At 41.5% G+C, this 26,568-nt stretch carries 36 protein-coding genes, 1 other RNA gene and 1 pseudogene; 27 read left to right on the top strand and 11 right to left on the bottom strand.

From position 1 onward, the window contains the following. Window positions 1-867: a CvfB family protein gene (locus ELQ35_RS13645; RefSeq protein WP_126865375.1), complete on the top strand. Its 867-nt coding sequence runs from the start codon at window positions 1-3 to the stop codon at window positions 865-867. 50 nt (window positions 868-917) lie between these two features. Here ELQ35_RS13645 and ELQ35_RS13640 read toward each other — a convergent pair whose 3' ends face one another. From ELQ35_RS13640 to ELQ35_RS13630, 3 genes are read right to left on the bottom strand one after another with little or no spacing between them, the layout of a single operon-like run. Next, the gene (locus ELQ35_RS13640; protein WP_126865374.1) at window positions 918-1,487 is read right to left on the bottom strand and encodes a manganese catalase family protein; all 570 of its coding nucleotides are present in this window, start codon (window positions 1,485-1,487) and stop codon (window positions 918-920) included. Window positions 1,488-1,501: 14 nt separating this feature from the next. After that, entirely contained in the window at window positions 1,502-1,768 is a 267-nt protein-coding gene (gene cotJB, locus ELQ35_RS13635; RefSeq protein WP_126865373.1) for a spore coat protein CotJB, read from the bottom strand. Window position 1,769: 1 nt separating this feature from the next. After that, window positions 1,770-2,006 (bottom strand): spore coat associated protein CotJA, encoded by a 237-nt coding sequence (locus tag ELQ35_RS13630; protein WP_126865372.1) that lies wholly within the window; start codon window positions 2,004-2,006, stop codon window positions 1,770-1,772. Window positions 2,007-2,362: 356 nt separating this feature from the next. Here ELQ35_RS13630 and ELQ35_RS13625 point away from each other — a divergent pair, with 356 nt between their 5' ends. Then, the gene (locus ELQ35_RS13625) at window positions 2,363-3,211 is read left to right on the top strand and encodes a LysM peptidoglycan-binding and 3D domain-containing protein (RefSeq protein ID WP_126865406.1); all 849 of its coding nucleotides are present in this window, start codon (window positions 2,363-2,365) and stop codon (window positions 3,209-3,211) included. A gap of 27 nt (window positions 3,212-3,238) precedes the next feature. Here the strand turns inward: ELQ35_RS13625 and ELQ35_RS13620 are convergent, their stop codons facing one another. Continuing rightward, entirely contained in the window at window positions 3,239-5,407 is a 2,169-nt protein-coding gene (locus ELQ35_RS13620; RefSeq protein ID WP_126865371.1) for an MMPL family transporter, read from the bottom strand. 353 nt (window positions 5,408-5,760) lie between these two features. Here ELQ35_RS13620 and ELQ35_RS13615 point away from each other — a divergent pair, with 353 nt between their 5' ends. From ELQ35_RS13615 to ELQ35_RS13560, 12 genes are all read left to right on the top strand, one after another. Continuing rightward, window positions 5,761-5,967: a cold-inducible protein YdjO-related protein gene (locus ELQ35_RS13615; RefSeq protein ID WP_126865370.1), complete on the top strand. Its 207-nt coding sequence runs from the start codon at window positions 5,761-5,763 to the stop codon at window positions 5,965-5,967. A 712-nt stretch (window positions 5,968-6,679) separates the two neighbouring features. Then, window positions 6,680-6,874: a cold-shock protein gene (locus ELQ35_RS13610; protein ID WP_126865369.1), complete on the top strand. Its 195-nt coding sequence runs from the start codon at window positions 6,680-6,682 to the stop codon at window positions 6,872-6,874. Window positions 6,875-7,000: 126 nt separating this feature from the next. Next, window positions 7,001-7,660, top strand: coding sequence for a hypothetical protein (locus ELQ35_RS23555; protein WP_307364230.1), 660 nt, complete (start codon window positions 7,001-7,003; stop codon window positions 7,658-7,660). A 38-nt stretch (window positions 7,661-7,698) separates the two neighbouring features. Next, the gene (locus ELQ35_RS13605; protein ID WP_307364227.1) at window positions 7,699-9,282 is read left to right on the top strand and encodes an ATP-dependent DNA helicase; all 1,584 of its coding nucleotides are present in this window, start codon (window positions 7,699-7,701) and stop codon (window positions 9,280-9,282) included. 161 nt (window positions 9,283-9,443) lie between these two features. After that, window positions 9,444-9,638, top strand: coding sequence for a hypothetical protein (locus ELQ35_RS13600; protein WP_126865368.1), 195 nt, complete (start codon window positions 9,444-9,446; stop codon window positions 9,636-9,638). 135 nt (window positions 9,639-9,773) lie between these two features. Then, entirely contained in the window at window positions 9,774-10,943 is a 1,170-nt protein-coding gene (locus tag ELQ35_RS13595; protein ID WP_126865367.1) for an MFS transporter, read from the top strand. Window positions 10,944-11,533: 590 nt separating this feature from the next. Further along, window positions 11,534-11,726: non-coding RNA, 6S RNA (ssrS, locus tag ELQ35_RS13585), on the top strand. Between the two features lie 144 nt (window positions 11,727-11,870). Next, window positions 11,871-12,674 (top strand): SGNH/GDSL hydrolase family protein, encoded by an 804-nt coding sequence (locus tag ELQ35_RS13580; RefSeq protein ID WP_126865365.1) that lies wholly within the window; start codon window positions 11,871-11,873, stop codon window positions 12,672-12,674. Further along, window positions 12,671-13,585: an ABC transporter ATP-binding protein gene (locus ELQ35_RS13575; RefSeq protein WP_126865364.1), complete on the top strand. Its 915-nt coding sequence runs from the start codon at window positions 12,671-12,673 to the stop codon at window positions 13,583-13,585. The genes ELQ35_RS13580 and ELQ35_RS13575 overlap by 4 nt, the downstream gene beginning before the upstream one ends. Then, window positions 13,578-14,558 (top strand): ABC transporter permease, encoded by a 981-nt coding sequence (locus tag ELQ35_RS13570; protein WP_126865363.1) that lies wholly within the window; start codon window positions 13,578-13,580, stop codon window positions 14,556-14,558. The genes ELQ35_RS13575 and ELQ35_RS13570 overlap by 8 nt, the downstream gene beginning before the upstream one ends. Window positions 14,559-14,722: 164 nt before the next feature. Continuing rightward, window positions 14,723-15,568 (top strand): MBL fold metallo-hydrolase, encoded by an 846-nt coding sequence (locus ELQ35_RS13565; RefSeq protein WP_126865362.1) that lies wholly within the window; start codon window positions 14,723-14,725, stop codon window positions 15,566-15,568. A gap of 8 nt (window positions 15,569-15,576) precedes the next feature. Further along, complete coding sequence (locus ELQ35_RS13560; RefSeq protein WP_126865361.1) at window positions 15,577-15,783, top strand: YozQ family protein; 207 nt, start codon at window positions 15,577-15,579, stop codon at window positions 15,781-15,783. 408 nt (window positions 15,784-16,191) lie between these two features. Here the strand turns inward: ELQ35_RS13560 and ELQ35_RS13555 are convergent, their stop codons facing one another. Next, on the bottom strand, window positions 16,192-16,536 hold the full coding sequence (locus ELQ35_RS13555) for a DUF2680 domain-containing protein (RefSeq protein WP_126865360.1): 345 nt from the start codon (window positions 16,534-16,536) through the stop codon (window positions 16,192-16,194). Window positions 16,537-16,682: 146 nt separating this feature from the next. Between ELQ35_RS13555 and ELQ35_RS13550 the strand changes: the two genes are divergently transcribed. Together ELQ35_RS13550 and ELQ35_RS13545 are read left to right on the top strand one after the other, a co-directional pair. Further along, window positions 16,683-17,414, top strand: a complete 732-nt coding sequence (locus tag ELQ35_RS13550; RefSeq protein ID WP_185861769.1) for a YqjF family protein — start codon at window positions 16,683-16,685, stop codon at window positions 17,412-17,414. A gap of 335 nt (window positions 17,415-17,749) precedes the next feature. Further along, window positions 17,750-17,896 (top strand): lmo0937 family membrane protein, encoded by a 147-nt coding sequence (locus ELQ35_RS13545; RefSeq protein WP_126865358.1) that lies wholly within the window; start codon window positions 17,750-17,752, stop codon window positions 17,894-17,896. Window positions 17,897-17,934: 38 nt separating this feature from the next. On the opposite strand, the gene ELQ35_RS13540 is transcribed toward ELQ35_RS13545, so the two are convergent. After that, complete coding sequence (locus ELQ35_RS13540) at window positions 17,935-18,855, bottom strand: NAD(P)/FAD-dependent oxidoreductase (protein WP_126865357.1); 921 nt, start codon at window positions 18,853-18,855, stop codon at window positions 17,935-17,937. A gap of 168 nt (window positions 18,856-19,023) precedes the next feature. Here ELQ35_RS13540 and ELQ35_RS13535 point away from each other — a divergent pair, with 168 nt between their 5' ends. Beyond that, entirely contained in the window at window positions 19,024-19,824 is an 801-nt protein-coding gene (locus tag ELQ35_RS13535; RefSeq protein ID WP_126865356.1) for a DUF2935 domain-containing protein, read from the top strand. A gap of 56 nt (window positions 19,825-19,880) precedes the next feature. Here ELQ35_RS13535 and ELQ35_RS13530 read toward each other — a convergent pair whose 3' ends face one another. After that, window positions 19,881-20,192 carry a winged helix-turn-helix transcriptional regulator gene (locus ELQ35_RS13530; protein ID WP_126865355.1) on the bottom strand — a complete coding sequence of 104 codons (312 nt, stop codon included), beginning with the start codon at window positions 20,190-20,192 and terminating at the stop codon, window positions 19,881-19,883. A gap of 344 nt (window positions 20,193-20,536) precedes the next feature. On the opposite strand from ELQ35_RS13530, the gene ELQ35_RS13525 reads away from it, so the two are divergent. Both ELQ35_RS13525 and ELQ35_RS13520 read left to right on the top strand, forming a co-directional pair. Then, window positions 20,537-21,172, top strand: a complete 636-nt coding sequence (locus tag ELQ35_RS13525; RefSeq protein WP_126865354.1) for an FMN-dependent NADH-azoreductase — start codon at window positions 20,537-20,539, stop codon at window positions 21,170-21,172. 142 nt (window positions 21,173-21,314) lie between these two features. Further along, window positions 21,315-21,599, top strand: a complete 285-nt coding sequence (locus tag ELQ35_RS13520; protein ID WP_126865353.1) for a hypothetical protein — start codon at window positions 21,315-21,317, stop codon at window positions 21,597-21,599. 350 nt (window positions 21,600-21,949) lie between these two features. On the opposite strand, the gene ELQ35_RS13515 is transcribed toward ELQ35_RS13520, so the two are convergent. Continuing rightward, window positions 21,950-22,153 carry a hypothetical protein gene (locus ELQ35_RS13515; protein ID WP_126865352.1) on the bottom strand — a complete coding sequence of 68 codons (204 nt, stop codon included), beginning with the start codon at window positions 22,151-22,153 and terminating at the stop codon, window positions 21,950-21,952. A gap of 120 nt (window positions 22,154-22,273) precedes the next feature. On the opposite strand from ELQ35_RS13515, the gene ELQ35_RS22635 reads away from it, so the two are divergent. Continuing rightward, window positions 22,274-22,435 (top strand): hypothetical protein, encoded by a 162-nt coding sequence (locus ELQ35_RS22635; protein WP_185861768.1) that lies wholly within the window; start codon window positions 22,274-22,276, stop codon window positions 22,433-22,435. Between the two features lie 50 nt (window positions 22,436-22,485). Here ELQ35_RS22635 and ELQ35_RS13510 read toward each other — a convergent pair whose 3' ends face one another. Then, a complete protein-coding gene (locus ELQ35_RS13510; RefSeq protein ID WP_126865351.1) occupies window positions 22,486-22,626 on the bottom strand; it encodes a YuzL family protein in 141 nt (46 codons plus the stop codon). A gap of 98 nt (window positions 22,627-22,724) precedes the next feature. Here ELQ35_RS13510 and ELQ35_RS13505 point away from each other — a divergent pair, with 98 nt between their 5' ends. Then, a complete protein-coding gene (locus ELQ35_RS13505) occupies window positions 22,725-22,967 on the top strand; it encodes a YkuS family protein (RefSeq protein ID WP_126865350.1) in 243 nt (80 codons plus the stop codon). 141 nt (window positions 22,968-23,108) lie between these two features. On the opposite strand, the gene ELQ35_RS13500 is transcribed toward ELQ35_RS13505, so the two are convergent. Further along, the gene (locus ELQ35_RS13500) at window positions 23,109-23,561 is read right to left on the bottom strand and encodes an OsmC family protein (RefSeq protein WP_126865349.1); all 453 of its coding nucleotides are present in this window, start codon (window positions 23,559-23,561) and stop codon (window positions 23,109-23,111) included. 145 nt (window positions 23,562-23,706) lie between these two features. Here ELQ35_RS13500 and ELQ35_RS13495 point away from each other — a divergent pair, with 145 nt between their 5' ends. Then, a complete protein-coding gene (locus tag ELQ35_RS13495) occupies window positions 23,707-24,024 on the top strand; it encodes an antibiotic biosynthesis monooxygenase family protein (RefSeq protein WP_126865348.1) in 318 nt (105 codons plus the stop codon). A gap of 140 nt (window positions 24,025-24,164) precedes the next feature. Here ELQ35_RS13495 and ELQ35_RS23140 read toward each other — a convergent pair. Next, window positions 24,165-24,359 (bottom strand): annotated as a pseudogene (locus ELQ35_RS23140) (nitroreductase family protein); the annotation flags it as partial. A 78-nt stretch (window positions 24,360-24,437) separates the two neighbouring features. Here ELQ35_RS23140 and ELQ35_RS23470 point away from each other — a divergent pair. The 5 genes from ELQ35_RS23470 (at window position 24,438) to ELQ35_RS13470 (ending at window position 26,548) form a co-directional block, all read left to right on the top strand. Further along, entirely contained in the window at window positions 24,438-24,563 is a 126-nt protein-coding gene (locus ELQ35_RS23470) for a hypothetical protein (protein WP_281278126.1), read from the top strand. A gap of 9 nt (window positions 24,564-24,572) precedes the next feature. Further along, complete coding sequence (locus ELQ35_RS13485; protein ID WP_126865347.1) at window positions 24,573-25,178, top strand: alpha/beta hydrolase; 606 nt, start codon at window positions 24,573-24,575, stop codon at window positions 25,176-25,178. A 16-nt stretch (window positions 25,179-25,194) separates the two neighbouring features. Then, entirely contained in the window at window positions 25,195-25,806 is a 612-nt protein-coding gene (locus ELQ35_RS13480; RefSeq protein WP_126865346.1) for a flavin reductase family protein, read from the top strand. 213 nt (window positions 25,807-26,019) lie between these two features. Continuing rightward, window positions 26,020-26,172 carry a YpzG family protein gene (locus ELQ35_RS13475; RefSeq protein ID WP_126865345.1) on the top strand — a complete coding sequence of 51 codons (153 nt, stop codon included), beginning with the start codon at window positions 26,020-26,022 and terminating at the stop codon, window positions 26,170-26,172. A gap of 169 nt (window positions 26,173-26,341) precedes the next feature. Beyond that, entirely contained in the window at window positions 26,342-26,548 is a 207-nt protein-coding gene (locus tag ELQ35_RS13470) for a DUF1657 domain-containing protein (protein ID WP_126865344.1), read from the top strand. Window positions 26,549-26,568 lie beyond the last annotated feature (20 nt).

The raw sequence follows: 26,568 nt of genomic DNA, 5'->3' as shown, positions 1-26,568 counted from the left end.
ATGACAAAAATACAAGCCGGTACGGTTGTTGAATTAGAAGTGGAACGAGAGGCGGATTTTGGTTTTTTCCTGACGGACGGAAGTGAAGACGTCCTGCTTCACAATAACGAATTGGAAGAAGAAATTGAAATTGGCAACACGGTCCATGTCTTTTTATACCACGATAAACAGGGCCGGATCTCGGCAACAATGACAATCCCGGACATTCAAGCAGGTATATATGGCTGGGCCGAGGTAGTCAACGTAAAAAGCGACCTCGGTGTGTTTGCGAATATTGGGATTTCCAAGGATATTCTTGTTTCGGTCGATGACTTGCCAAGCCTGAAACACCTTTGGCCTGCAGTTGGCGACAAGCTTTACATCTCTTTGAAAACGGACCGCTATGGCCGTCTGTTTGGCAAACTTGCAACGGAAGATATCATTCAGGAGATTGCTGTACAGGCTCCGGAAAAAGCAAGGAGAAATAAATCGGTCGAGGGACATGTATATCGTCTCTTAAAAGTAGGTTCATTTATGATGTCCACAGAAGGATATCGCTGTTTTATCCATGAAACGCAACGCAAAGAGGAGCCGCGGCTTGGAGAGTACGTCGAAGGAAGGGTTATTGACATCAAGGAGGACGGAAGCCTGAATGTTTCCCTGCTTCCATTTAAACAGGAGAAAATGGCAGACGACTCCCAGGTTATTTACAATTATTTAGTAAACAGGGGCGGAGTAATGCCTTACAGCGATAAAAGTACGCCGGAGGATATCCAATTCCACTTTGGATTGAGCAAAGGTGCTTTTAAAAGAGCGCTCGGCAAACTGATGAAGGAAGAAAAAGTATATCAGGAAGAGGGTTGGACTTATTCTTCCGACCGGAAATAACGACACTAAGAAGCAGCAGAACTCGTTCTGCTGCTTCTTGCATGTAAGACTTAAAAAAACTGTTTCTTACCTCGGTCATCTTTTAAAATTTCAACAGCTTCATGGAACCTCAAGGAATGGACAATTTCCCGTTCCCTTAAAAACCTGAGTGAATCATTGATATCCGGATCGTCGGAAATATCAATCAGCCACTGGTAAGTAGCCCGCGCCTTTTCTTCAGCAGCTATATCCTCATATAAATCAGCGATCGGATCGCCTTTTGCTTGGATATAGGTAGCGGTCCACGGCACACCGGCCGCATTTTCATAGTAAAGGGCATGGTCATGGTTGGCATAATGGTCTGCAAGACCCGCATCCCTAAGCTGCTCCGGAGTTGCATCCTTTGTCAGTTTAAATACCATAGTTGCAATCATTTCCAAATGAGCGAGTTCTTCAGTACCAATATCGTTCAATAAACCGATAACCTTATTCGGAATTGTATACCGCTGGTTTAAGTACCGGAGTGCTGCCGCCAACTCACCGTCGGCCCCGCCGTACTGTTCAAGCAAAAACTTGGCCAGGGCAGGATTGCATTGACTGACTTTTACAGGATATTGTAATTTTTTCTCGTAAACCCACATTTGCTATACCCTCCTTATACCTGCCACGGCCATGGAGCGCGGCCCCAATCCCAGCGGGGCCCCGGATCATTGCTTACTCCAAATTGCAATAAAGGGCCATATTTCTCTTCAAAAACCTTTTTTAACTGCCTTGAGTAATCCGAATATTGGTTGAATTGCTGCAGCGCGCTCTGATCATCCGGGTGAGTATCGAGGTAAAGCGTGAGTTCGACCAGAACGAAATCCGCAGCCTGAATCTGTTCCAGAGATTGATAATATTCATCATCAATATGTTTAGCCAAGTTAAGACTTCCTTTCATATGGATTTTCGTAATAATCGTATAATGCTTTCCATAATGTACCCTTCATCAATGCCTCATGAGGCGAGAATTGTTCTAGATTTGGCGGCTGAAAATTCATGTATAAATTAGGCGGAGTCCGATAATACTTCCTTCCAATCGGTGGGCAGGGATCACAAGGGCTGTGAAACGGCCGATATGATTTTATTGGTGTAAAGTGATGTGTATGTTCAGTATGCAAATCATTTCCTCCTTTCCCAATAATCAATGCCACTTAAAAGGTATTCAGAAAACGGGAATATATGACGTGATTCCCACTCCTGGCAGCCAAGCAAAAATTTAGCAACCAAACCCGTAAAATAGCAACCATATTCGAAAATTAGCAGATCTCAAGTTTAGGAGATAAGATTTACTATTAAAAAGTTTTTAGAAAATATGACAAAATTACTTTTCTTACACTCTGTAATAACTTGTTATCTACCTGTTATCTTTGTCATCAGACTATTACCTCGTTGACCTTTGTTTGAAAAATATCTGTGCTATCATAGGTCACGTTAGCTTTTGAACTAAGCTACTAGGAGGTAACTATTTATGAAGATCAAAAAATCAATTTTGACTTTTGCAGCAGCGGCTGCAATCACAAGTGGATTCGGAGTACAAGCATCCGCTCAGGATGTGAAAGTAAAAGATGGGGACACGCTATGGGAACTATCAAAAAAATACGAAGTTTCCGTTGAAGAATTAAAGTCCTGGAATAACCTGGCTTCTCATACGATTCATCCGGACGATGTACTTAAGATTTCGAGAGACGAATATCATACGATCAAATCAGGCGACACTCTTTGGAAAATCGCCAACAAATATGGTGTAACAGTGGATAACCTTAAAACATGGAATAAACTAAATTCAGACATCATCTATCCGGGCAGACAGCTCTTTATACTTACAGGACAAAACAATACTTCAGCTCCTGCCGAAGCCGAAAAAGTATCTGCACCTGTCCAAAAAGCAGCTGCCCCTCAAACGGCAAAAGCACCGGCTGCCCCGAAAAGCGAAGCAGCCAAACCGGCACAACAAAGCGAACCAGCCAAGCCAGCACCTAAGGCAGAACCAGTTTCAAGCAACAATGCTTCCGCTGATACACAAGGAGAGGCTTCCAAAGAGTTAACTGCAAGAGCTACCGGCTATACAGCATATTGCGAAGGCTGCAGCGGGGTGACCGCTACGGGAGTCGATTTGAAAGCAAATCCGGATGCAAAAGTAATTGCCGTGGATCCAAATGTGATTCCTTTGGGCTCTAAAGTATATGTGGAAGGCTATGGCTATGCCACAGCTGCTGATACAGGCGGCGCTATTAAAGGGAACAAAATTGACCTCTACTTCCAAAATAAAAGTGATGCGATTAATTGGGGAGCAAAACAAGTGAGTGTAAAAGTTTTGAAATAATCTCGGATGAAGGGGCTGACTGCGTAGTCAGCCCTTATTTACTTTTCTAGACCTGGAAGACATTCTGTTTTTGCCTGCGAACGGCAGCCACCAGTTCCAATCACCTAAAAGTTTCATCAGAGATGGCACAAGCAATAATCGAATGATCGTTGCATCAATGAAGATAGCAATCGCAATTCCCACTCCAATTTGCTTGACAGGCATTACCCCGGTAAACGCAAATGCCCCCGTGATAACAATCATGATCAATGCGGCAGAGGTGATGATTTTACTCGTTGATGCAAGTCCTTCAGCGGTCGCCAGGTCGTTATTGCCGCTTTCTAGATATATTTCCTGGATGCGTGAAATCAGGAACACCTCATAATCCATGCTTAACCCGAAAACAAGGCTAAAGACAAGTACTGGAATAATTAACGTGATATCTGTTTCCTCCAGACCGAAGTGTCCGTATTGAAAAATCCAGACCAGAACGCCAAAGGCAGCACTCAAGCTGACAATATTCATTAATATCGCTTTAAGGGGAATGACGAGTGATCTGAACGCCAGTGTCAGTATGATAAAGGTCGATATAAGGATAATCGCCAGCACAAGTGGAATTTTATCGTAAATTTCATCGAAAATTTCCTGATTGAATTTAGTGCTGCCGCCAAACGATAACCTGTAATCCCACTCCTTTTCCGTCCATTTTCTGATCCAGGACTGACTGACGTCAGATGTATCCCTGGCTGAAAGGGTAACTGGAAGAAGCAGTTTATCGCCCTGGATATAACGTTCGATGGCGGGCTGTAAAGTCTCTTTCGTTTTTGGGTTTTTCAAAGCTGCAGCCAACTTTTCTGGCGAATCCATTCCCGCAAGGCTATAAATCGTCTCAATGGACTGAACAATTTTATCTTTTTGTAACGTGGCGGTCAGATGATTCATTTCTCGCAAACCTTCCTCATCCAGCCAACTTCCCGGTCTTTCGGCAATCACATAGACGATGCTTTCATTTTTGTTGTTGAAGGTTTTCTGGATCTGTTCATGGGCCTGTCTTGATTCATAGCTGTCAGGAAGGGAATCTGCTTTCGGGATTACCAGGTTCATATCTTTTACAGGGATGATGGCCAGAAGCAGGACAACGAAAGAAACACTTGAAATCAAGACAGGGTGCTTCATTACTGCAAAGGCAAATTCCCTCCAGCCGCTGCCGTTCGTGTCTTTCGTTTTAATTATCCTCCATCTATTAATATTTTTCCCCATGATCATTAGTAAGGATGGCAGCAGGGTAAGGGATGAAAAGACCGCAATTCCGACTACAACCATACCGCCGATGGCGACAGTTTGAAAGATCTCAACTTTGATCACGAGCATCGCTGCAAGACCGATGAACACACACAGGGCAGAGAACAGAATCGAACGTCCAGCGGTCAGTATCGTGGTGTGGATCGCTTCTGCTTGTCCCGATCTTTTCAACTCTTCACGATAGCGGTTAATAAACAAAAGTGAGAAATCAATGCTTAAGGCAAGCCCAATCATTGGGACAATATTCAACAGGAAAATGGACAAGTCCATACGATCGCCAATTAGTGAAAGAATACCAAAAGAGGCAATGACGGTAACCGCACCTACAGCAATTGGCACTATAGAAGCGGCAACGCTGCCAAATGCGAGAAGCAGAATGACGATTGCCACCGGAATCCCGATCAACTCGGCTCGTTTTAAATCATCCTGGCTGGCTTTGTTAATATCCTGGGAAACAACCGGTATGCCTGTTAATTTCACTTGCTGGTCACGATCAGTAATCCTTCTGATTGCTTTCATTTCGCTTTCCATATTATCTACCCCGGAGTCAAAAGACAGTACGGCATAAGCGAAATCATTAGTACGCAAAGACTTATCTTTCAAAGGGGACTGAATGCCGGCCGTTACATGCAAGCTCTCGATATCAGCAAGTGTGTTGTTAATCCTATTGTTAAACGACTGGCTATTTTCACCGGTTCTCTTTTCAAAAGTAACCTGTATGGTTGATTCAGGAATATGAAACGTTTTGTTCAATTCCTTTTCGACTCTGTTATATTCCCCATCCACTTCAAAACCGTCACCACCCAGAATTGAAGGAAGCTGGATAGCAAATACTCCTAGCCCAATTGCTGCGATAGACCAGACAATCAAGAAAAATTTATAGAACCGCATAACACCATTTGAGAAAAAAGTCATGATCAAGGCTCCTTTTGTTTCACTTCCATTTATATCCTTAGTATAAGGGCAAAAAACCTATAATGAAACAGCTAACTAGTTAATGATTAGGCGAAACTGAGCTTATCGATAAGATTTACATAAATATTCCACGACGAACTTGCGTATACTAAGAAAAGTGGAAGCGCCCTGATATCTAGAGGTCTTGAGAGCTGGATGATAAGCAACCTCGGCCAAAAAAACTGGCCATGTCATGTGGAAATCGACAACCGTATGCATTAAGGAATGCTTACCTGAGGGGCTGGCACTGTAGTTAGATAGCGGGACGAACCTGAGAAATTCTTTTCTTACATATCCCTAAAAGGAGGTCACTCATGTACTTTGGCAAAAAGAATTCAGAGGAACCGGTAGTGATTGTGGAAGACACGATTGTCTACGCTTGTGAAGCAGAAACCTGCAATGGCTGGATGAGAAAAGAGTTTGCAGCGGATAACGATTCTTGTCCGATGTGCGGCGGGAGTTTAATCGAAGAAATCAGAGAATTGCCGAAAATCCAGCACGAATATAATACGTTTCGTTAACTAGTGAATGTGCCACTTCTATAGTGGCTTTTCATTTTCTTTAAACGGAAAGTTTATTCTTAGAAAATGCGATATTGATTTATTGGGACAGATCTGCTATACTTAAGATTCTGTTGTCCAGTTAGATGTTGTTCTGGTGAACAGTGAGGGTAATTTAACACGTACATTTTTATTAAAGTAACATAAAACAGATGGTTTTTTAAAAAAAGAATGAACGTCATAATGTAATTTAGAATAAAGGTAGTCACATAAATAGACATGCTCTTACCTCATGCTTGTTATTCTTCTACTTTAACTACTTCTACTATTTGGAATGATCTGCTCCGAATCAGCTTTGACTTACAGTTCCCTTTAATAAACATGTGCAAGCCGAAACCTGATTCTCACTGGCGCGGTCTAGGAGCCGTACGGATGGGAGAGAGGAAGGGCTTTCATTGTTTTAGGTTTGGCACTGAAATTACTCTCTGAGTCTTTAATGGGTAAAGGCATGCCGATTAGGCAAATCGGCCTCCGTGAATACCTGTTAAAGCTCTAACAGGCTATCTCCTTTTGCAGGGAGATAGCCTGTTTAATCTTTTTTTTCGAATTTGTGATATAATGAGAGGTGATCGATTATTATTATTATTAGGCTGTTTTTTCTTTATCTTGCTTCATTAAAGAGAAGGATTGTTTAGAAGTATCATATTCAAACAAATCAAAGGAGTGAGATGCATTGTATAGACGTAATAATACTGAAGAAATTCCACCTGAAGAGACAAAAGTATGGGAGTGTACTTCCGATACATGTAACGGGTGGGTTCGCGATAATTTTACGTTCAGTGACCGGCCAACTTGCCCGCTTTGCAAAAGCGAAATGAAGGAAGCAACGAAAATGCTCCAGGCCATTAATAATCCAAGAATGAAATAAAAAAAATGCAGAGGCTGGCTCAGAGTGTGGGCCAGTCTTTTTCTATCTTAAAAAGTATATATACTTTTCTGACGATTGATACCTGAATTGTCGGATTTAAGTATATACGAATGAACAGGTGATGTCATGATTGGTGAATACGGGATTTCAGTCAGGACTTTAGTTGAATATGTGCACCGGAGCGGCAGCATTGATTTGCGTTTTCGGACGAATACATCGATGATAGAAGGTACAAAAGCCCATCAAAAAATCCAGGCACAATATGCAAAAAATGATCAAAAAGAGATTTATCTACATACGAGAATAGCTTGCCGGGAAATCGAATTCGATATCGAAGGCAGATGTGACGGTCTGTTGTTTTCTGACAGCGCAGTCACTATCGATGAAATTAAATCGACATCGGGAGATTTGGTGCACGTCACAGAAAACAGCCACCCGGTACACTGGGCACAAGCAAAGTGTTATGCCTATATGTATGCTATTGGTCACGGATTGCCGGAAATCAATATCCAGCTGACATACGTCCAAGTGGAAGCAGAGCAAATCAAAAGATTTCAACAAATATATACCGTAGAAGAGTTGCGGCAATTCATCCATCAAATGGTGGAGGGATATTACCCATTTGCCAAATGGCAGTTGCAGCATATTGCCAAGAGAAATGAGAGTATTGGGAATGCCACATTTCCATTCGACGGTTACCGCAAGGGACAAAGAAAACTGGCCGGTGCTGTACTTAAAAGATCCAGGAGGAAAAAGGTTTATTTGCAAGCGCTCCTACCGGAATAGGAAAGACAGTATCCACGATCTATCCTGCGATTAAAGCAATGGCAGAAGGATTACTCACAAAAATATTTTATCTGACGGCGCGAACAACCACCAGAAAAGCAGCGGAAGATACTTTTTCCTTATTGGTTGAAAACGGGATAGCGATAAAGACGGTAACGATTACAGCTAAAGAGAAAATATGCTTTCAGGAAAACACGATATGCGCAAAAGAGCAATGTGAATACTCCGATGGCTATTACGACAGGGTGAACGGGGCAGTCCTGGATGTGCTGAGCAATGAAAATATTATCGATAGAGAGACGATCGAACGGTATGCCAGAAAACACAGGCTATGCCCGTTTGAATATTCTTTAGATCTTGCTTCTATCAGTGATGCAATCATTTGCGACTATAATTATGTTTTCGATCCAAGGGTTTCTTTGAAACGTCTTATGGAGGAACAAAAGAGAAGGACCGTCTTGCTTGTAGATGAAGCACACAATCTAGTGGAGCGGGCAAGGAGCATGTTTTCAGCAGAGCTGGTAAAATCAGTCTACCTGCAACTGAAAAGAACCTACAAAGACAGAGATAATGAAATATTTACACTTTCCAAAAAGCTGAATCAGTATTTTATTGATTTGAAAAAGCGGTGTGAATCCGAAAAAGCTAATCGATTTACCGATGTGCCGAGAGAGTTGATTGGACTTTTAAAACAGTTTACAGATTCAACTGAAGAATATCTGCTGTCACAGAGCGGCGAGAGTGATCAAGAATTGCTGGAAGCCTATTTTGCTGCACAGAATTTCACCCGAATAGCTGATTTATATGATGAAAGGTTCACCGTCTATACAGAAATCAGCCGGAATGAAGTACTTATAAAAATCTTCTGTCTCGATCCTTCACACTTGCTAACAAAAATAGCAAAAGGGTTTCGTTCCCGTATCCATTTTTCCGCAACGCTAAACCCGCTTTCCTATTACGTTGATATGCTGGGAGGGGAGGAGAATGACTATTCGATTTCGATTGCATCGCCATTCTCACCCGAACAAACCGAGGTCTATATTAAGCAGATTTCCACACGTTTTCGCGACCGGGAATCCTCGAAAAATGAGATTATCGCAATGATCCGCTCCCTTCTGTCGGGCAGAAAGGGAAACTATCTTGTCTTTTTTCCATCCTATCAGTACATGAATATGATATATGAGGATATTCTTCTGGATAGTAAGTTCCAAACGATCATTCAAACTCCGGCTATGACTGATGAAGAAAGAGATGCTTTTTTAGCGGCATTCAAGCGGGAGAATGATTCTGTCTTTGTTGGCTTCGCGGTAATGGGAGGAATTTTTTCAGAAGGAATTGACTTAAAAGGAGATCGTCTAAACGGTGTAATCGTGGTCGGTGTCGGAATGCCTCAGATTGGTTTTGAAAGGGATATTATCAAGGAGTATTTCGTGCGGCAAGGTAAAAATGGTTTTGATTATGCCTATGTCTATCCTGGAATGAATAAGGTGCTCCAGTCAGGCGGCAGGCTTATCCGGTCGGAAGAGGACCATGGCCTTATCGTCTTGACGGATGACCGGTTTTTAAACAAGAAATATCAAGCCATGCTTCCTGAAAATTGGAGAAACTTTACAATTATATGACGCAAAGTAGAGTAAACTTTGAATTTTCTAAAAATGATTAAGCACATATAAAGATAAGGTAAACAATGGTTAAGAATTGGAAAATCATATTCTATTTTGCTTGAAAACTTGTATGATAGTCTTGTAATCCAATTTGGAACAATCAAAGGAGGCAAAAGGAAATGAAAGATCTTAAACAATGGCTTTTGGCATTAATGGCAGCTTTCATGTTAGTAGGTGTTGCCACAGGTTGCACCAACGAAGATCCTGAGACAGAAGATACAAACACGGAAGAAACTGAAAATACAGAAGAAGGTACTGAAGAAGGAACCGAAGAAGAGGGTACGGAAGAAGGCACTGAAGAAGAAGGACAATAATAAGAGAAAGAGGTTGGGCTCAAAAGGTCCAGCCTCTTTTCTTGTAACATTCTGGTTGTATTTATATTAACATAGCTTTTTAGCCGATAATGTGCTAATTTTTACATAGATTAACAACGTGGGGGATACACAGTTTTGGATAAACATATCAAAATCAATCTTTTTAAGTTACAAGGATTTTATTTATTTTCCTTTTTTGCTATGGGGAGCCTGACCCCGTTATTAAGTGTCTATTTAAGTGAAGTTGAGAAGTTAAACGGTTATCAAATTGGAACGATTATGTCAGCCGGGCCGGTAATCATGATTGTGTTTCAGCCGTTGTGGGGAATGGTTTGCGACTGGACGAGGAAGCCTGCCAAGATCCTTTCGGTTACCACGTTGATGGCAGGGATTGTTGCTTTAGGTTATTTGTTTCTTCATCAATATTATATGCTGGTCGGAATCGCGGTTTTGCTTGCGGTTTTTCAGAGTGCGATCATTCCTGTTTCAGACAGTATCTCTTTGCAATATGCAAGCAAGGTAAAAGCAAATTATGGGAACATCCGCTTGTTTGGTTCACTTGGATTTGGGATCGCCGTTTTTGTAATGGGACAGTTATCCGAGACCAGAATTGGACCAGGAGTGATTTTTTATGCGTTCTTCATCGGTTTAGCGGCAGCGGCTGTGCTTGCCTTATGCCTGCCACAAGAAAGCCGGTCTGTGAGATCGAGGATTACACATGGCATTAAGAACCTGTTTACCATTAAACGATTTTTAATTTTTCTTGCAGTGACATTCCTGATCTTCGGACCCAATCTTGCAAATAATGTCTACTTTGGATTGTTCGTTGAAGCGAGGGGTGGCACCTATACAGGAATAGGCATAGCTTTTTTGCTGGCAGTGCTATCTGAAATACCGTTCATGAGGGTTGCAGAAAGCTGGATCAGAAAATTGGGTCTTTTGCAGATAACGTTGATTGCCAGTATAGCCTCTCTAGTAAGGTGGATTTTATATTTTACAGAACCAGGCCTTGGGATTGTTTACGCAACCTCCGTCATCCAAGGTTTTTCATTAGGGCTGTTCATTCCGGCCGGGCTGCAATATATACGGCATATCGTTCCGGCGCAAATAACGGTTACCGCAGTCACAGTATATTCTGCAATCGGCAACGGCCTTGGAAACTGGTTCAGTACCTTTATGGGCGGGATTATTATGGAACAGAGGAATATTTATAGCGTTTATCTTTTTTTTGCGGCCTTATCGTCTATAGGAGTGATTTTGACAATTTGGCTGATTAAAATGGAACGTGCAAGAAGTTTTCCATAACATTTCTTTTTCCTTTCTTATATATACCATCTATAATACGCGATAATCAGGAATATTTCTTCCTATGTAGAATGCATGCATAAAGAAAAAATGTAATTGTTGATATTGTTTGAAAATAATGTATAATTTAAATACAATAAGCAGGATGAGAATTTTCTCGCTGACGGTAATACCCAGTGCGATCTTTAACATAAGGCACAATTTTCCTGGGCCACTTGCTAGCAACACACTAAGTCAAACTGGCTGACAAAGGAACAAAGAAAGGCGCCAATAAAGAAGAAAACATTGCGTAGGAAGCAAGAAGCTGGTTTTAAGCACTTTATGGAAGGAATGGTTATATGGAGTACCATTGCTGTGCAACCTGCATCCATTTTCAGGTAGAGAAAAGAGAGGGCAAGATAAGATACTTTTGTTCCCGCCTTGGTTTTGATACTCATACGACCTACCAGTTTAATTGCTGGGCACCAACTGAAAAAGTGAAAAAGCTAATGGAAAAGCGTTCAAGAACAGCGGAAGAAGCGTAAGGGTGCAAGGAAGCATAGGAAATATATTCTGCTTGCAACCTGCTGCCGTTTCATGTAATATAACAATATAAGCTGCGTTGTACGTAATGCATAATTAAGTTTTAACCTTTAAACTGTAATAGGGAGTTTTATATTGAAACCGGAATGGCGGGCCTTTATCACTGATAGAGGATATACAGGATCGTTTCTGCAAACACCCACTTTGAGGAGTGGTGGTTTAAAACTTTCTTAACGAAGCTACGGCAAGCGCGGCTTACATATTTGTAATTCAAATCAGCCTCATTTTAGGGCTGATTTTTTGTGTTTCCTGGACAATTCCTTTGAAGTTTCCATTTTCGGGTAACAAATTTTTCATTTTAAAGTCAATTATGTTTTAATGTGTGTATGAGAAATTGTTGAAAGGATGATCATTCTGCGAAGAAATACAGTAAAAATCGTTACCATTCTGTCTGTAATCCTTGGCGTACTGTGGCTTTCCGGTTTTGGATGGGCGATTCAGGATTATTACAGTGGAAATTCAATGGGCGGCATCGAGAGCAAAGCCGCAAAGCCGATGCAAAAAAAGGATAAGCAGGAATTGACGATTGTCGCGTTGGGCGATTCGCTGACAAGAGGTACAGGCGATGAAACAGGAAAAGGATATGTAGGATTGGTAACAGATGATATTAAAAAACGGTTTAAAAATAGAGTGACACTCCATAATCTGGGGATAAATGGCCAGACTTCAACTGAATTACAGAAACAGGTTAAGCAGAATGAGGTACAGCGCCAGCTTGCTTCAGCGGACACGATCTTAATAACGATCGGCGGCAATGATTTATTTCAAGGCGGACAAACATTAATGGACTTTGATCCAAATTCCATTGGGAAAATCCAGGCTGAATTTATCAACAATCTCACTTCCATCCTCACAGACATCCGCAAAGCAAACCGCAATGCGACAATTTTCTATCTTGGCCTGTACAACCCATTTATCGAACTGGAAAATGGCAGTGACACAAGTAAGGTAGTCAGGGAATGGAATGATCAGAGTGAGAGAGTGAGTGCAGCCTTCCCGAAAACCGTTTTCGTACCGACCTTCGATATCTTTCAGTTATCAGTAAACGATTATTTATATACAGATAATTTTCATCCGAATAAGCAAGGGTATCAGCTTATTGCAGAGCGTGTAGCCCCTTTGATTAAATGGGAGGAGAAGCAGCAATGAGTACGGTCACTCTTTCAGTCTCCAATTTAAGGAAAATGATTAAAGGTAAAGAAATCATTAAAGGCTTGAACTTTGAATTGCAGGAAGGGGAAGTATTTGGCTTCCTCGGTCCGAATGGTGCCGGAAAAACAACCACCATCCGCATGCTTGTCGGTTTGATAAAACCTACATCCGGTTCAATTGAGATTTGCGGTTATGATGTGAAAAATGATTTTACAAAGGCCATGCAATATATGGGCTGTATTGTTGAAAATCCAGAGCTATATCCTTTCTTATCCGGTTATGACAATTTACTGCATTTCGCACGGATGCTTCCTGAAGTGGATGAGCACCGAATTGCCGAAGTTGTTTCTCTTGTTGGAATGCAAGCACGAATCCACGACAGAGTAAAAACATATTCTCTTGGAATGCGGCAAAGGCTGGGAATTGCCCAAGCCCTGTTAAACAGGCCGAAGGTATTGATCCTCGACGAGCCGACCAATGGCCTGGATCCTGCGGGTATCCGCGAGATGAGGCAATTCATCCGGGCCCTTGCGGAGCAGGAAGGACTGAGCGTTCTTGTATCGAGCCATTTATTAAGCGAAATCCAACTGCTCTGCGACCGTGTTGCGATCATTTCAAAAGGTGAAATCATTCAGGTCGATATGGTGGCCAATTTACTGAATAAACAGGAAAAAATCATCTGGAGAATCGAGCCAATCCAAAAGGGAAAAGAAATCTTAAGACGCTATACAGAGGTGGTTGAAACAGACGATGGTTACCTTGTCACCCCTTATGAAGAGAAGCAGGCCGCTATCTGGAATAGGGAGTTAATCACGCAAGGAACCCAGGTATTGGAAATGAACCGCCGATTGCCTGCCCTTGAGGATCTATTCCTTGAGTTAACTGGGGGAGGTGAAGGGATTGGCTAATTTGATTCAGAATGAGATGATGAAGCTCCTTGCCAGAAAACGAATTCAGGTAGTCGGAATCATCGTTGCCGTTCTGGTATTGCTGTTTACCTATGCCCAATATAAACAAGTCGAAGAGCAGCGGGAGAAGCTTGGAACAACAGATTGGAGAGCATCCCTCCAGCAGCAGATCATCGATATTCAAAATCGGTTAGGATCAAGCAGAATGTCTGATGATTGGCGCGAACAGCTTCAAGTAAGCCTGAAGCAGCAGCAATATTATCTCGATCACAACATTAATCCGACCGAACCCGGCGCCCCTTCATTTGTGCGCATGTTCGTCGAAAACTCGAGCGATTTATTTATCCCGCTTTTGGTAATGATCATTGCCAGTGATCTGGTTTCCTCAGAGCACAGCTTGGGCTCGATTAAGCTCTTGTTAACAAGACCTGTAAAAAGATGGAGAATTCTGCTTAGCAAGTACATAACTTTGCTGCTTGCCATTTCGGCTATTATCGCGATGGTCGGGGTGCTGGCCTATCTTCTTTCCGGTATCGTTTTTGGATACAAGGGGTTAAATACCCCGGTGATTACTGGTTTTACCGTAGAGGGCGGAAACCTCGATACAAGCCAGGTTAGGCTGCTAGCGCAGTGGAAGTTTCTTTTGATGGATTTTGGACTGGTCTGGTTCGTCGCAGTTGTCGTCGGGACCCTTGCCTTCATGTTGTCTGTCTTGATCAGGAGTACAGCTGCGGGTATGGGAGTGACGCTCGCTGCTTTGATTTCAGGAGCTATTCTCAGCAATATGGTTTCTTCTTGGGAATCCGCGAAATATTTATTTATGGTCAACCTTAAGCTGACGAACTATTTAAATGGTGTGGCTCCTCCAATAGAAGGAATGACCTTGCTTTCTTCGATGACTGTTTTATTCGTTTGGTGGGCTGCTGCACTAGTGGTATCCTTCGTTGTTTTCACAAAGCAAGATGTATATTAACATCTGATCTGTCCTCAAACGGGCAGTTTTTTTTTGCCTTAATATATCAAGCCGATTTTCAGGGTAAGGAGAAGAATAGTGGGAATGATATCACCATTATGTATCATAATTCCAACAGTGAATAACAATACTAACAAGGTAGTCTGTTAAAGGAGGATGACAAAATGGATGATCATAATTTAAGCCAGAAATTTATTCCCGTAACTTCTGTCACAAGTGGGGATGTACAGTCTGTTACAAGTGATATTTATTGTTTACCCATTCAAATAGTAAATATCTGTTATATCGGAGACCCGGCTAAATCTTCAGATTGGGTGCTGGTTGACGCGGGAATGCCCCGGTCAGCAGACGAAATTATCGGCACAGCCCGGAAATTATACGGTGAGAGTGTGCCGCCGAAAGCAATTATTCTCACGCATGGCCATTTTGACCATGTTGGTGCTTTGGTTGAACTGGTGGAACACTGGAATGTGCCAGTATATGCCCATGAGCTCGAAATGCCATATCTAACAGGGAAAAAGAATTATCCGCAGCCCGACTCCACTGTTGAAGGCGGAATGGTTGCCAAGATGTCGGGGTTGTTCCCGAATGAAGGAATCGATTTAGGGACACATGTGCGCACATTGCCTGCAGATGGATCAGTACCTGAACTTCCCGACTGGAAATGGATCCATACACCAGGGCATTCAGAAGGTCAGGTCTCTTTGTTCCGTGAATCCGATCGTGCGTTAATTGCAGGAGATGCATTCGTAACCGTAAAACAGGAATCACTTTACAAAGTTATCACACAGGAAAAAGAAATCAGCGGGCCGCCAAGATACTTAACAACAGACTGGAAGGCCGCAAAAACCTCGGTAGAAAAGCTCGCAGACCTTAAGCCATCTGTGGCAGTTACCGGCCACGGATTGCCGATGTCCGGCCGGGAATTGGCTGACAATTTAACCATGCTTGCCCGCGAATTCGATACAATTGCCAAGCCCGATTACGGGAAATACGTTCAACAGGGGTGATAAACAATATGGATAACGAGAAAAAACAACAACAGGAAAGTGCGAATAAAGTAGCCGGCAGAAACTTCGATTTTGACGATTACAAGAAGGATGATCAAGTCTCATCCGGCTTGGCCGAAACGCATGAGCAAATAAGCGACGATTACTACTCAGGAACGATCGATCAGCAAGTGCTCGATAAAGAACAATACCAAAAGCGGGATGAAAATAAGTAGCAAGAAATTGCGGAAAATAATATACGATATAGGAGAATGGCAGGGGCCGAGGCTTGCTGACCATTCCTTTTTTTATATTGAAACTAGATAAAACGTTTTCTAATACTGTAAAGCATCTTGTTTCGTTTTGGCTTATCCAATCTCCTTGTTAGCAATCTGTTATTATAATTTTAACTTCACTTTTTTGGAGGTGATTTTAAATTGGAAAAATTGTTTAGGAATTGTGAGGAAGAAAAAGATATATTCTTAATCAACTTTTGGTAGTGTATACTCACAGGCACACAATAACAACTTTTACAAAAAAGCCAGTATATGTGATAAAAGTGGTTTGAATGATGATAAAAGTTTTTCAATAGTATTTAATTGAGCAGGAATTCATATACATTCCTCAAAAAAGCCAGACTGCGATCAGTCTGGCTGCTTTTCATTGAATTGACGTTTATGGTGAAAACGGTGGTGATGCATTTTGAAGCCATTTTGTTCAACCATTTTATAGTGATGCTCATAGCGTTGGATCATTCTGTCTCCCATTTCCTTTGAGATCATTCCAAATTCGACATATTTTTGGATCAATTCTTTCTTTTTTGCCAAAATGTCTTTATGTATTTCTTTCAATTCAGCTTTTTGATTTTCGCTGAGCTGTACTTTTTTCTCCTGTGAAGGGGGTTGACTTCCTACAGCTAAAGCAGGGCTAATACTTGCACCGAATATTAGCGCAACGGCTGAGAAGATAAATAGGATATGTTTTTTCATATGATCTGTTCTCCTTTCATATTTTATTATATTTTTTGTCAAAACTGAAGAAATATGCAGCTAAGAAAATTATTATTATTTTGCCTGTCTTATGGTCGGACATTTCATATAGTAGGCGGTAACTACATTGTGAGAGGATGGATCCCATGTATCAGGAATTAAAAGAAATTGAACACCGTCCATACCCGCTTCAACCTTCTCCCTGGCTGATGACGCAGGTATGGCGGGACTTGCTGTTTATGCATTATCCGGTATCAACGGACATAATAAAAAGCTATATACCAACCGAACTGGAACTGGATATCTTTGAAAATAAGGCATGGATAAGCATGATTCCTCTTAGAATTACAAATATGAGGGCAAGAGGGATTCCACCTGTTCCCTATATGAATTCATATTTGGAGCTGAACGTTCGCACATATGTTGTCTATCAAGGGATACCTGGCATTTATTTTTTCAGCCTCGACGCGAACCATCCGTTGGTTGTTACGGGAGCCAGGACTGTGACTGGACTCCCCTATAAACATGCAAACATGTCTTTTGAAAAACACGAAGAAACGTTTCATTATGCCAGTCAGCGAATTCATACAGCCAAAAAACTGAACGTTGCTTACCAACCAGGCCATATATTATTTGAACCTCAGGAAGGCTCGATTGACCACTGGCTCTTGGAACGGTATTGCATGTATTCCTTCAGGGGAGGCCAAATCTTGAGAGGGGATATCCATCACGATAAATGGAAGGTAAATCGAGCAGAAGCCGTTATCTCCACCAATACACTGGTTCCTTTTATACCGGGAGAGTTTATCGGGAAGCCGCCATTGCTCCACTATTCGAGGAGGAGGAGATTCTTTATCTATCCGTTGAAAGAGGTATAATTGTGTTTTATGAGCGTTGTCCGCAAACTATCCCAATTATTGTAATACTTACTATAATTTTCACCCACATAGTAGTTCACTTTGATACTTATGAGCCATCATGCAGATTTCAGAGCTATTACAGAAATTTATGATCGATTATTCAAATTTAGGAGCCATTACAGAAGTTTTATGAGCGATGACTGAAAGGAACTGGCGATAATTGTAATATCTATCATTCAGGGTATAAGAACAGTACTTCTCGGTTCCATACCTCATTGTTTTTTGTTTTATATCTTCCAAGAGGGGTATCTTACAACTTATAGAAGAAGTTAACTAGGAAAGGGTGAAACTTTATGCTTTGGACAATTGTCGGTATTCTTATTGTTCTCTGGATATTAGGATTAGTTTTCAAAATAGCTGCCGGTTTTATTCATATTCTTCTGATCATTGCAGTCATTATGATTGTGGTTAAAGTAATACGAGGCAGGACAAGAGGATAGTTAAGCAAGTCAAAAAGGAAGCCGAAGATGGCTTCCTTTTACTCTTCTTCTGGAGGGCCTTCTCCCATCAGCCTTTTATGAATCCAGATGGCTGCCTGTGAGCCGTCCCCCATCGCGATTGTCGTTTGCTCTGAATGAGCGATTAAATCTCCGCCTGCCCAAATACCTTCCACATTTGTTTCTTTTGTACGAGGGTTTACGAGGACGTGTTTTTTCTCATTTAAGGTAACCCCTGCTTGTTCCGCCAGCTCATAATTCATTTTGTTTCCTCTAAAGCCCGTAAATCCTCGTTCAGCCTCAACAATTGTTCCACTGCCGAGCAGAATGCCGGTAAGGTTTTCGTCCTCGTCGAGGAGGATTTTTGTAACAGGCTCATTTATTACCTGGATATTATGCTCTTCTAAAGCATCAGACGCTTTATGATCGATGGTGGATTGATCATGATTGACAAACACAATATCATCCGACCAGTAAGTCAGTGTGACTGCCATGTTTGCCCCCGCATTCCCGGTTCCTAATACAACTGTTTTTTTAGCGGTTGTTTCGTAGCCGTCACAATCCGGGCATACATAAATGCTTTTGCCGAGACACTGATAGAGATTATCGATGTCTGGAAGATTATCGACAAGGCCGGTTGCGAGGAAGATCGTTTTTGATTTGTATTCAGCGTTTTTTTCGGTTTTTAGTACAAAGATTTCGTCTCGTTTTTCTAAGTTGATTACCTTATCGTTTTCAAATGCAACTCCGTACTTTTCGGCATGCAGTTTCCCAAGCCGCCTCAACTCTTCACCGCTTATCCCGTTAGGCCATCCCAATATGTTGTGAAAGCATTTACAAATCGTCGACCTTCCTTGGTTGGAATCGACCACTAATACGTTATGGTTGTATCTTCCTAACTGTATCGAAGCCTGCAACCCGGCAATGCCTCCGCCGATTATGATGCTATCTTTTTTGTCCATTTTATCACCGCCTTCTTGCTAAAAATTATCTCGAAATAACAATAGTGTTCAACATCCTTTTTTAAAATATACCACTAACAAACCATAATAAACAATTTGTGACAAAAGATTTACCATTCTAAAAAAGCTTTTCCTAGAATATATAAAGAGAGGAAAGGGAGGGGTTTCATGACATTCGAGCGGGATGCTTTGTTTGAGCATAGTTTTTGGCTCCAGGTTCTTGGTGACCATTCAAGATTTATTTTAGAAACACTTGTTGCTTCAGAAGTGGAGGATATAAAAAAGGCGGAGTATTTTAAAGAAAATTTCGACTCATTATTGAATGGGCTGCCAAGTCTTACAGAAAACCAGTTGATACCTTTTACTCGGAATGTAAAAGAGCTGGTGATGAGTTTTCGGGAGTTTAAATTGTCATTGCTAAGAAAAATACTTACCGGTGGCATTAAGATGCAGATGTCACCAACCTTCATCAGCCATATGGTAAATGAGTTGGAAGAATACGTAACGATTATCTGCTTTCTAGAGAAAGGCGAGAAACCACCTGTTTTCCATGAACTGCATCACCATCTCTTATGGCTTGTGGATGCTGCGGGCCATGCAGGTACGATTAATGATAAGATGGACAGTGTTGAAAAAGATTTAAAATGTAAATCGGCAGCGTTCATGAAGAAATTCGAGGATTTTTACTTGAGAGCAGTAGAATTGACTGGTTATTTAAGAACGAACCTTCATAAGTTTCCTGCTTTGGAAAAGATGAACAAGGATGTAAAACTAGAAATAAGGCTGTTTAGGATTTTTTTAGAGGAACTTGAAGAGATGGAACTTTCAGAGCAAGCATTGGGTACTTTTTCTGCGTTGATGGCTGATCACATGCTGCGGGAAGAATGTTATTATTTAATGAAGGTTGCCGAATCCACTCAAACCGAGCCGCCCGACTGCAATCCTGCTAAAAGAAGGATTGAAAAATAAATAAAGAAAAAAGGAGGCTTAAGATGATTCGGGCCTCCTTTTAATATGAAAAAAATCTAAATTTCCATCCATTCCGTACTCCAGTTCTGTATTTCCTTAATAACCGGTGCGAGGGCAATTCCTTTTTCAGTCAGGGAATATTCGATCCGTACAGGAGTTTCGGGATATACTTCCCGCTTAACAATCCCTTCTTGCTCCAAATCCTTTAACCGTTCAGAGAGGATTCTCCCGCTGATGGGAAAGGAGGATTCGATGTTGCAAAAGCGCTGAGGGCCGTTTAGCATCTGGCTGACAATCAGGCCTGTCCAACGTTTGCTTAATATTTGCATCCCTTTTTCAAAGTAGGGACAAATCGTTGTTTTAGTCATGCTTATCACCTCATATCTATAGTATACCCTATAATTAGTAATTCGTAACATATTTACCTTTCCAAATTTAATTACTTGACGATATGTTAATACAATATTAAACTAACTAATATAAAGTAAGTGATTGAGGTAACATCCTTATTTTTTGGCATCTCATCTTTAAGAGGAAATTACTTCCATTTGTAAAAAATGATATTTGTCAAAAAATAATACATGGGCAGATTTATTTTAGAGATGCCCATATGTGTTTACGATCGTTCACTTTTCGCTTATAGATACCCTGAGTTCATTGCAGGTCAAGCATCTTGATAAATCAAAAATAGAAAAGGCAGGTAACATTTTTTATGGCAACAGTATTGTACATCACAGCGCATCCACATGACGACACACAATCCTTCAGCATGGCTGCTGGAAAGGCGTTCGTTGATTCATACAGGGAGGCCAATCCGATGGATGAAATCATCCACGTGGATTTATATAAAACAAACATTCCGCAATTGGATGCCGATATCTTCAGCGGCTGGGGAAAGCTTCGTTCCGGTTCGCAATTTGATCAATTATCAAAAGAAGAACAAGAAAAAGTAAGCCGTTTAAATGAACTCAGTGAGCAATTTGTTGCTGCAGATAAATATGTTTTTGTTACACCAATGTGGAACTTCTCCTTCCCGCCCGTTATGAAAGCTTATTTGGATTCTGTTGGACAAGCAGGAAAAACGTTCAAATATACAGAACAAGGTTCTGTGGGCTTGCTTACAGACAAAAAAGCCTTGCACATCCAGGCACGCGGAGGAATTTATTCAGAAGCGCCCATGTCTGAAATCGAAATGGGCCACAGATATATTAAAATCATCATGGACTTCTTTGGTGTTCCTTCATTAGAAGGATTGTTCATCGAAGGGCATAATCAGTTCCCTGACCGTGCCGAAGAAATTAAACTGGATGGAGTCGCAAGGGCTAAAGAATTAGCGAAAACTTTCTAATAATCACTGTTAAAACACGGGATGCGCAGCGTCTCGTGTTTTATTTTTGTCCACCTAATCAAAATCGTAATAAACAATATTTCAGGTTTGGTTGCGCTTTAACTGGGTATATACATATAAAGACAAAGGGGAGATGATCATAATGGCAAATGCAAGAAATTTAAGCCCATATGTGTTGCTGGGATTCGGAGTTGCCGGTGTCTCATATTTGTCCACCAGAAATAATCGGCAAAAGGCCATGGATACCTTACAGAGGATGAAAGCTAGAACAATGAAGGTGTGGTCAAAGCAAAAGTTGGCAGCTGAAATGCCGCTTCTCGAAAAGGCTGGCCACCCGGATCCTTATGATATCGGTGATAACCGAATGGTCGATGAAGGAGCTATGTTCAGTGTCAATTATTATAATCAAAACGAGCAGCAGCGCTAACAACAATCAACCGCCTGGGATTGCTTCCTAAGCGGTTTTTTTGGAGTTGTTTTAGTGAAGGGGTCCTTAGAGGTATAAAATTATATATGGTAATTACATTATCGTCCTATTATTTGAAATAGAAATACTTTTAACACTAAAGCGTAAGCGCAAAGGGAACGTCGACTAATAACCGCCACGTCCTGTGGCGAATGTCGACATTAGCACATCTGTGCAAGTCCGACAAGCATAAGACAACTCCCAAAAGAAGGCGTTTTTTCCTTCTAGGCAGTTGGCTTATGACTCGAGGGGCTAGACGGTGGAGCTGGCAACACGAAAAGCGGAAGGCCTTCCAAAAGGGAGGCCTTTTTCTATTCGTCAAAATAGTCGCGAAGTAAGGTATTTGTTTCTTCTTGCTCACTTTGCGGGTAATATGGGTTTTCATTTTTTGCATTTTCTTCATCAAAATTTGTTTTTATTACCAGTTTTGGGCTTTCCGATGGTTCGGCGATGACCCGGTCACTAAGCTCATTAAAGTCGGACATGCTTTTATTTCCTGGTTGTTTGGGTTCCATATCAGCACCTCCTCAAAGTTATCTTGTAACCGGCAGCCAAAAATATGTATCCCCATTTTTGGATGAATGCAGGCTATCAGTGGGATAGTAAGGAAGTAAAGATTTTCGAGGAGGTAGTATATGAAGAAATGGAATGAACAGGCAGCCCCTAATAACAATCTGAAATCAAGTGACATAGCACCTGGAAGTGAACAAGCGTCGGAAATGAGCATTAAAGGTGTCTCCCAGGAAGAAGCCAGCCATATAAAGACGGAAAATGAGGTAAGAAGGCAAAACTTATAGATGAAAAATTCCCTTTTAAGACAGAAAAATCTTAAAAGGGAAGGCTTGTATCAGTCTCTTTTTTGTTTCTTTTTTGTGGATGAAACCTTCATTGTTCCTGTTTCCTGATTGGTTGTGCCCTGTCCTTCTACCTGGGATGAACCTAATCCAATGGTAGTAGGGTCCTTTTTTCGCCTATGACTATGACTCATGGATTTCACCTCCACCCTTACTTTCTCTATTTGAGCGGATTGTATACATAGGTTTGTCTGCAGTGGGACATTTTAAAGGATGGAGGAGGTGTTAGAGCATGACGAAAATTGGTGTAGAACAATCCCTTAGCAATATTCAGCAGGCTTTACGTGAAAAAGGGTACGATGTGGTTGAATTAAAACAAGAATCTGATACACAGGGATGCGATTGCTGTGTGATTTCAGGCGTTGATTCCAATGTAATGGGAATGCAGGACACTTCCATTCAGGGATCGGTGATCGAAGCAAACGGATTATCGGCTGACGAAGTCTGCCAACAGGTGGAAAACAAAATTCAATAATAAGAGAAAGACTAAAGAGTATAGCTTCTTTAGTCTTTTTTTATGTTTGGTTAAAAAAACGGGATGAATGTAACACCAATAATCCCATATATCTTAGATTAGCAACAAAAGCATTTTGGATGGGGCAAAATCTGTTTCATATTATTCAGCTGCAATTTGAATATCAGTTTCCAGTTCTATTTCCACATTTCCTTTAACCGCGCGTGAAATCATACAAAATTGCTCGGCTTTTTCGGCAAGCCGCTGTGCAAGATTGTAATCTTTTTTGGTTGCCGAATGATACAGGACGATTTTCGGTCGATGAATGATTTTTTTATAGGTAATCACTCCGTTTGTTACATCAACAATTCCTTCCGATTCCATCGTCAAACTTTTCTTCTCCAGTTTGCTTCGTTCCATCATTGCAGCGAGTGTAATGATGTAACAGGTAGCAGCGGCCCCTAAAAGCATTTCATCCGGATTGGTTCCGATTCCGGGTCCGTCCATTTCAGGTGGAATCGAAATCTTAGTTTGTAAATTTCCCGCCTGGATTTCCCCGACGTCATTTCTTAGGCCCGGCCAGTTAGCGGTTAAATGAAAATGATGTTCTGCCATTCGTAAGGCGCCTCCCTCTTATATTTATTACTATTGTAAAACAATTTCGCAAAAAAGTGAGATATGATGCTTTTCTTTTTGATTGAACAACGGTAAAATTATAAATAATAATGATAATCGTTATCAAAGAATCGAGGAGATATACATGTTTGTAATGAACGCAAGTTTTGAAATCGAAAAAGAGTATGAAGAAATTTTATTAGAAAAAGGGAAGAAAGATAAAAAGGAATTAGAAGCAGCAAAAGGGATCATATCAGTGGAACGCTGGCAGAAAGAACATAGCGAAACGGTGGAATATGTGACTGTGTCTAAATGGGAAAGCCAAGCTGATTTTAAAGCATGGATTGCAAGGGATGAACATGTAGAGGAACATAAGGAAATGAATATAAAGCGTAAGGAAAGCGTTCAGACGCCTTATAAAATCAAGAAAACACTCCGTTCTTTTGAAGTGGTAGAAGAATAAGTAAATTGAAAAGAGGGGCCTCCTATAAGCCAATCATCTGATGGGGAGAAAACCGCTCCCCATACAGCTGCTCGTCTTATGCTGGTCGGACTTGTATGCGCTGACGTCGACGTTCCTTTGAACAAGGCGCTTGCGCTTTTCTAATGATAAAACTTCACACGGTCCTCGAGTCGACTAAATTTCTTTTCTCCAGGCTCTGCGGTTGGTTTACCAAAGGGCATTTGGGCAAGTAGTTTCCATGTGCCGGGGATATCCCACTCTCGCTGAACAGCCTCGTCGATAAGCGGATTGTAATGCTGGAGACTGGCTCCAAATCCCTCATTTTCAAGAGCGGTCTAAAAAACGTTTAACGATAGAGACTAAGTTGAAGCCGCTCCATACTGGAAAGTAACTCTATAAAAGGAGAGCATAGAATGAAAAAAGGTTTCACAAATGATGAATTAGCTGAAGAAATGGGCAGCACACAACTTTTGAGACGCACTCATCTGGAGGCAACGCTGCTACCGGCTGAAGCAAGCAAGGGTGTTAAAGGAGGATGAGAAGCAGCGATGAAACATATCTTTAAACAGGGAAGCAATGAGGAGGCACCCGTGCTCCTGCTTCTTCACGGTACCGGCGGGACAGAGGAAGATTTGCTGGGGCTGGGAGAAATGATATCTCCGGACTCTTCAATCTTAAGTGTACGTGGAAACGTACTTGAGAACGGAATGCCACGGTTTTTCCGCAGATTGGCTGAAGGAGTTTTCGATGAAGAAGACCTGATTTTCCGTACGAAGGAGCTTTATGAATTCGTGGATAGTGCTTCGCAACAATATCGGTTTAACAGGTCTGAAGTCGTTGCCGTTGGGTATTCAAACGGAGCCAACATTGCGAGCAGCCTTCTCTTTCATTACAAAAATTCACTAAAAGGCGCGATCCTTCATCATCCAATGGTTCCAAGGCGGGGAATGGAGATCCCTGATTTAAACGGGCTTCCGGTATTCATCGGGGCAGGTGCCAACGACCCTATCTGTACACCGCAGGAAACAGAAGATCTCAGTACATTGTTAATAAATGCTGGTGCCGCTGTTGAGCTCCATTGGGAGCGATTCGGCCATCAGTTGACACAGACGGAAGCAGTATCTGCTGCGGCATGGTTCGAAAAGAATTTTTAGGAAGAGGGTTTTATATATGCTTTCATTCGATTCTGAGAAAATGACCGAACGTGAAAACTATAAGATCCTGACGGGGAGCATTATTCCGAGACCTGTTGCGCTGGTCACAACGGTTTCAGAGAGCGGCACAGTGAACGTTGCTCCCTTTAGCTATTTCAATATTATCAGCGCCAATCCACCGATGGTCTCACTGTCCATCCAGAGAAGGAACGGAATACAAAAGGATACGGCCAGAAACGCGGTGGAAAAAGGAGAGTTTGTCGTTCACATAACAGACGAGAACATTGTCGAAGAGGCTAATAAAACGGCAGCAGAGCTGCCGTATGATGAGAGTGAGCTCCCGTTGTCAACGTTGACTCCTGCAGAAAGCAGTTCAATTGCCGTTCCAGGAATAAAAGAAGCAAAAGTAAGGTTTGAATGTATAGTAGAAGATACACTTCAGCTCGGCGGTACAGATACAAAACCTGCTTGCGATTTATTGATTGGCAGAGTGGTCACTTACCATATCGAACCGACGATTTACAATGATGGGAAAATTGACGCTAATGGTCTAAAACCGATCAGTCGGCTCGCAGGCAACAATTATGCAAAATTAGGCGAGACATTTTCATTAAAACGCCCCCGGTAATTCATACAAAAGCTTCTCCATCTACAAACGGATGGGAAAGGAAATTACCCGGGTAATCGGTGAAAAGCGACAAATTGCGATAAAATTCAACGAAAGAAATCAGCATTACCCAAACAGGAAATAAACAACAGAGTAACTTCACTCCATTTAACAAATGCTATATTTGATATTCCGAAAAGGGTATCAAAAAGTATCCTACAATGAGGTGATTGGATGAGTTACAAAGATCATTTGGATCCGCACTCTGAGCTTTTTCACCATAATTGGACCAGACCTAAGCGAATGAAATCACAGGTGAATGGGCATACACAAATCTCACAAAAGAACATCATCTTAAAAAGCAACGCGAAGGCACACCACTGGTAAGGATGCCTGAACGAAAAGAAAAAGACGCTTCGGCGTCTTTTTTTTGAGGACAAGAGGGGCCTTTATAACAGTTTTTACAGGAACTGGATCGTTTCGAAACGTATAAAAAACCTCGAAAGTCGTTATTCTATAACTGTAATTCAATAACAACCAAAAGGAGAAATCAAACATGACAGTGATTTCCGATGTTAAACAAACTTTCGCAGGATTGAAAAGCGCACAGGCAAGCTTCGAAACATTTGCACTTGGCACTGATAACGAACAAGCTAAGCAATTGTATGAAGATGCTGCTAAACAAACCCAGGCAATTGTTGACAGCTTCGCGCCGCGCGTTCAGCAAATTGAAGATGAAGAACCGCAATACAGACAACAATAACAATAAAAAAAGGTTGGTTA

Origin of the sequence: Peribacillus cavernae (genome assembly GCF_003989135.1) — a bacterium.
GTDB classification, from domain to species: Bacteria; Bacillota; Bacilli; order Bacillales; family DSM-1321; genus Peribacillus; species Peribacillus cavernae.
This window is presented reverse-complemented; position numbering and strand designations above follow the sequence as displayed.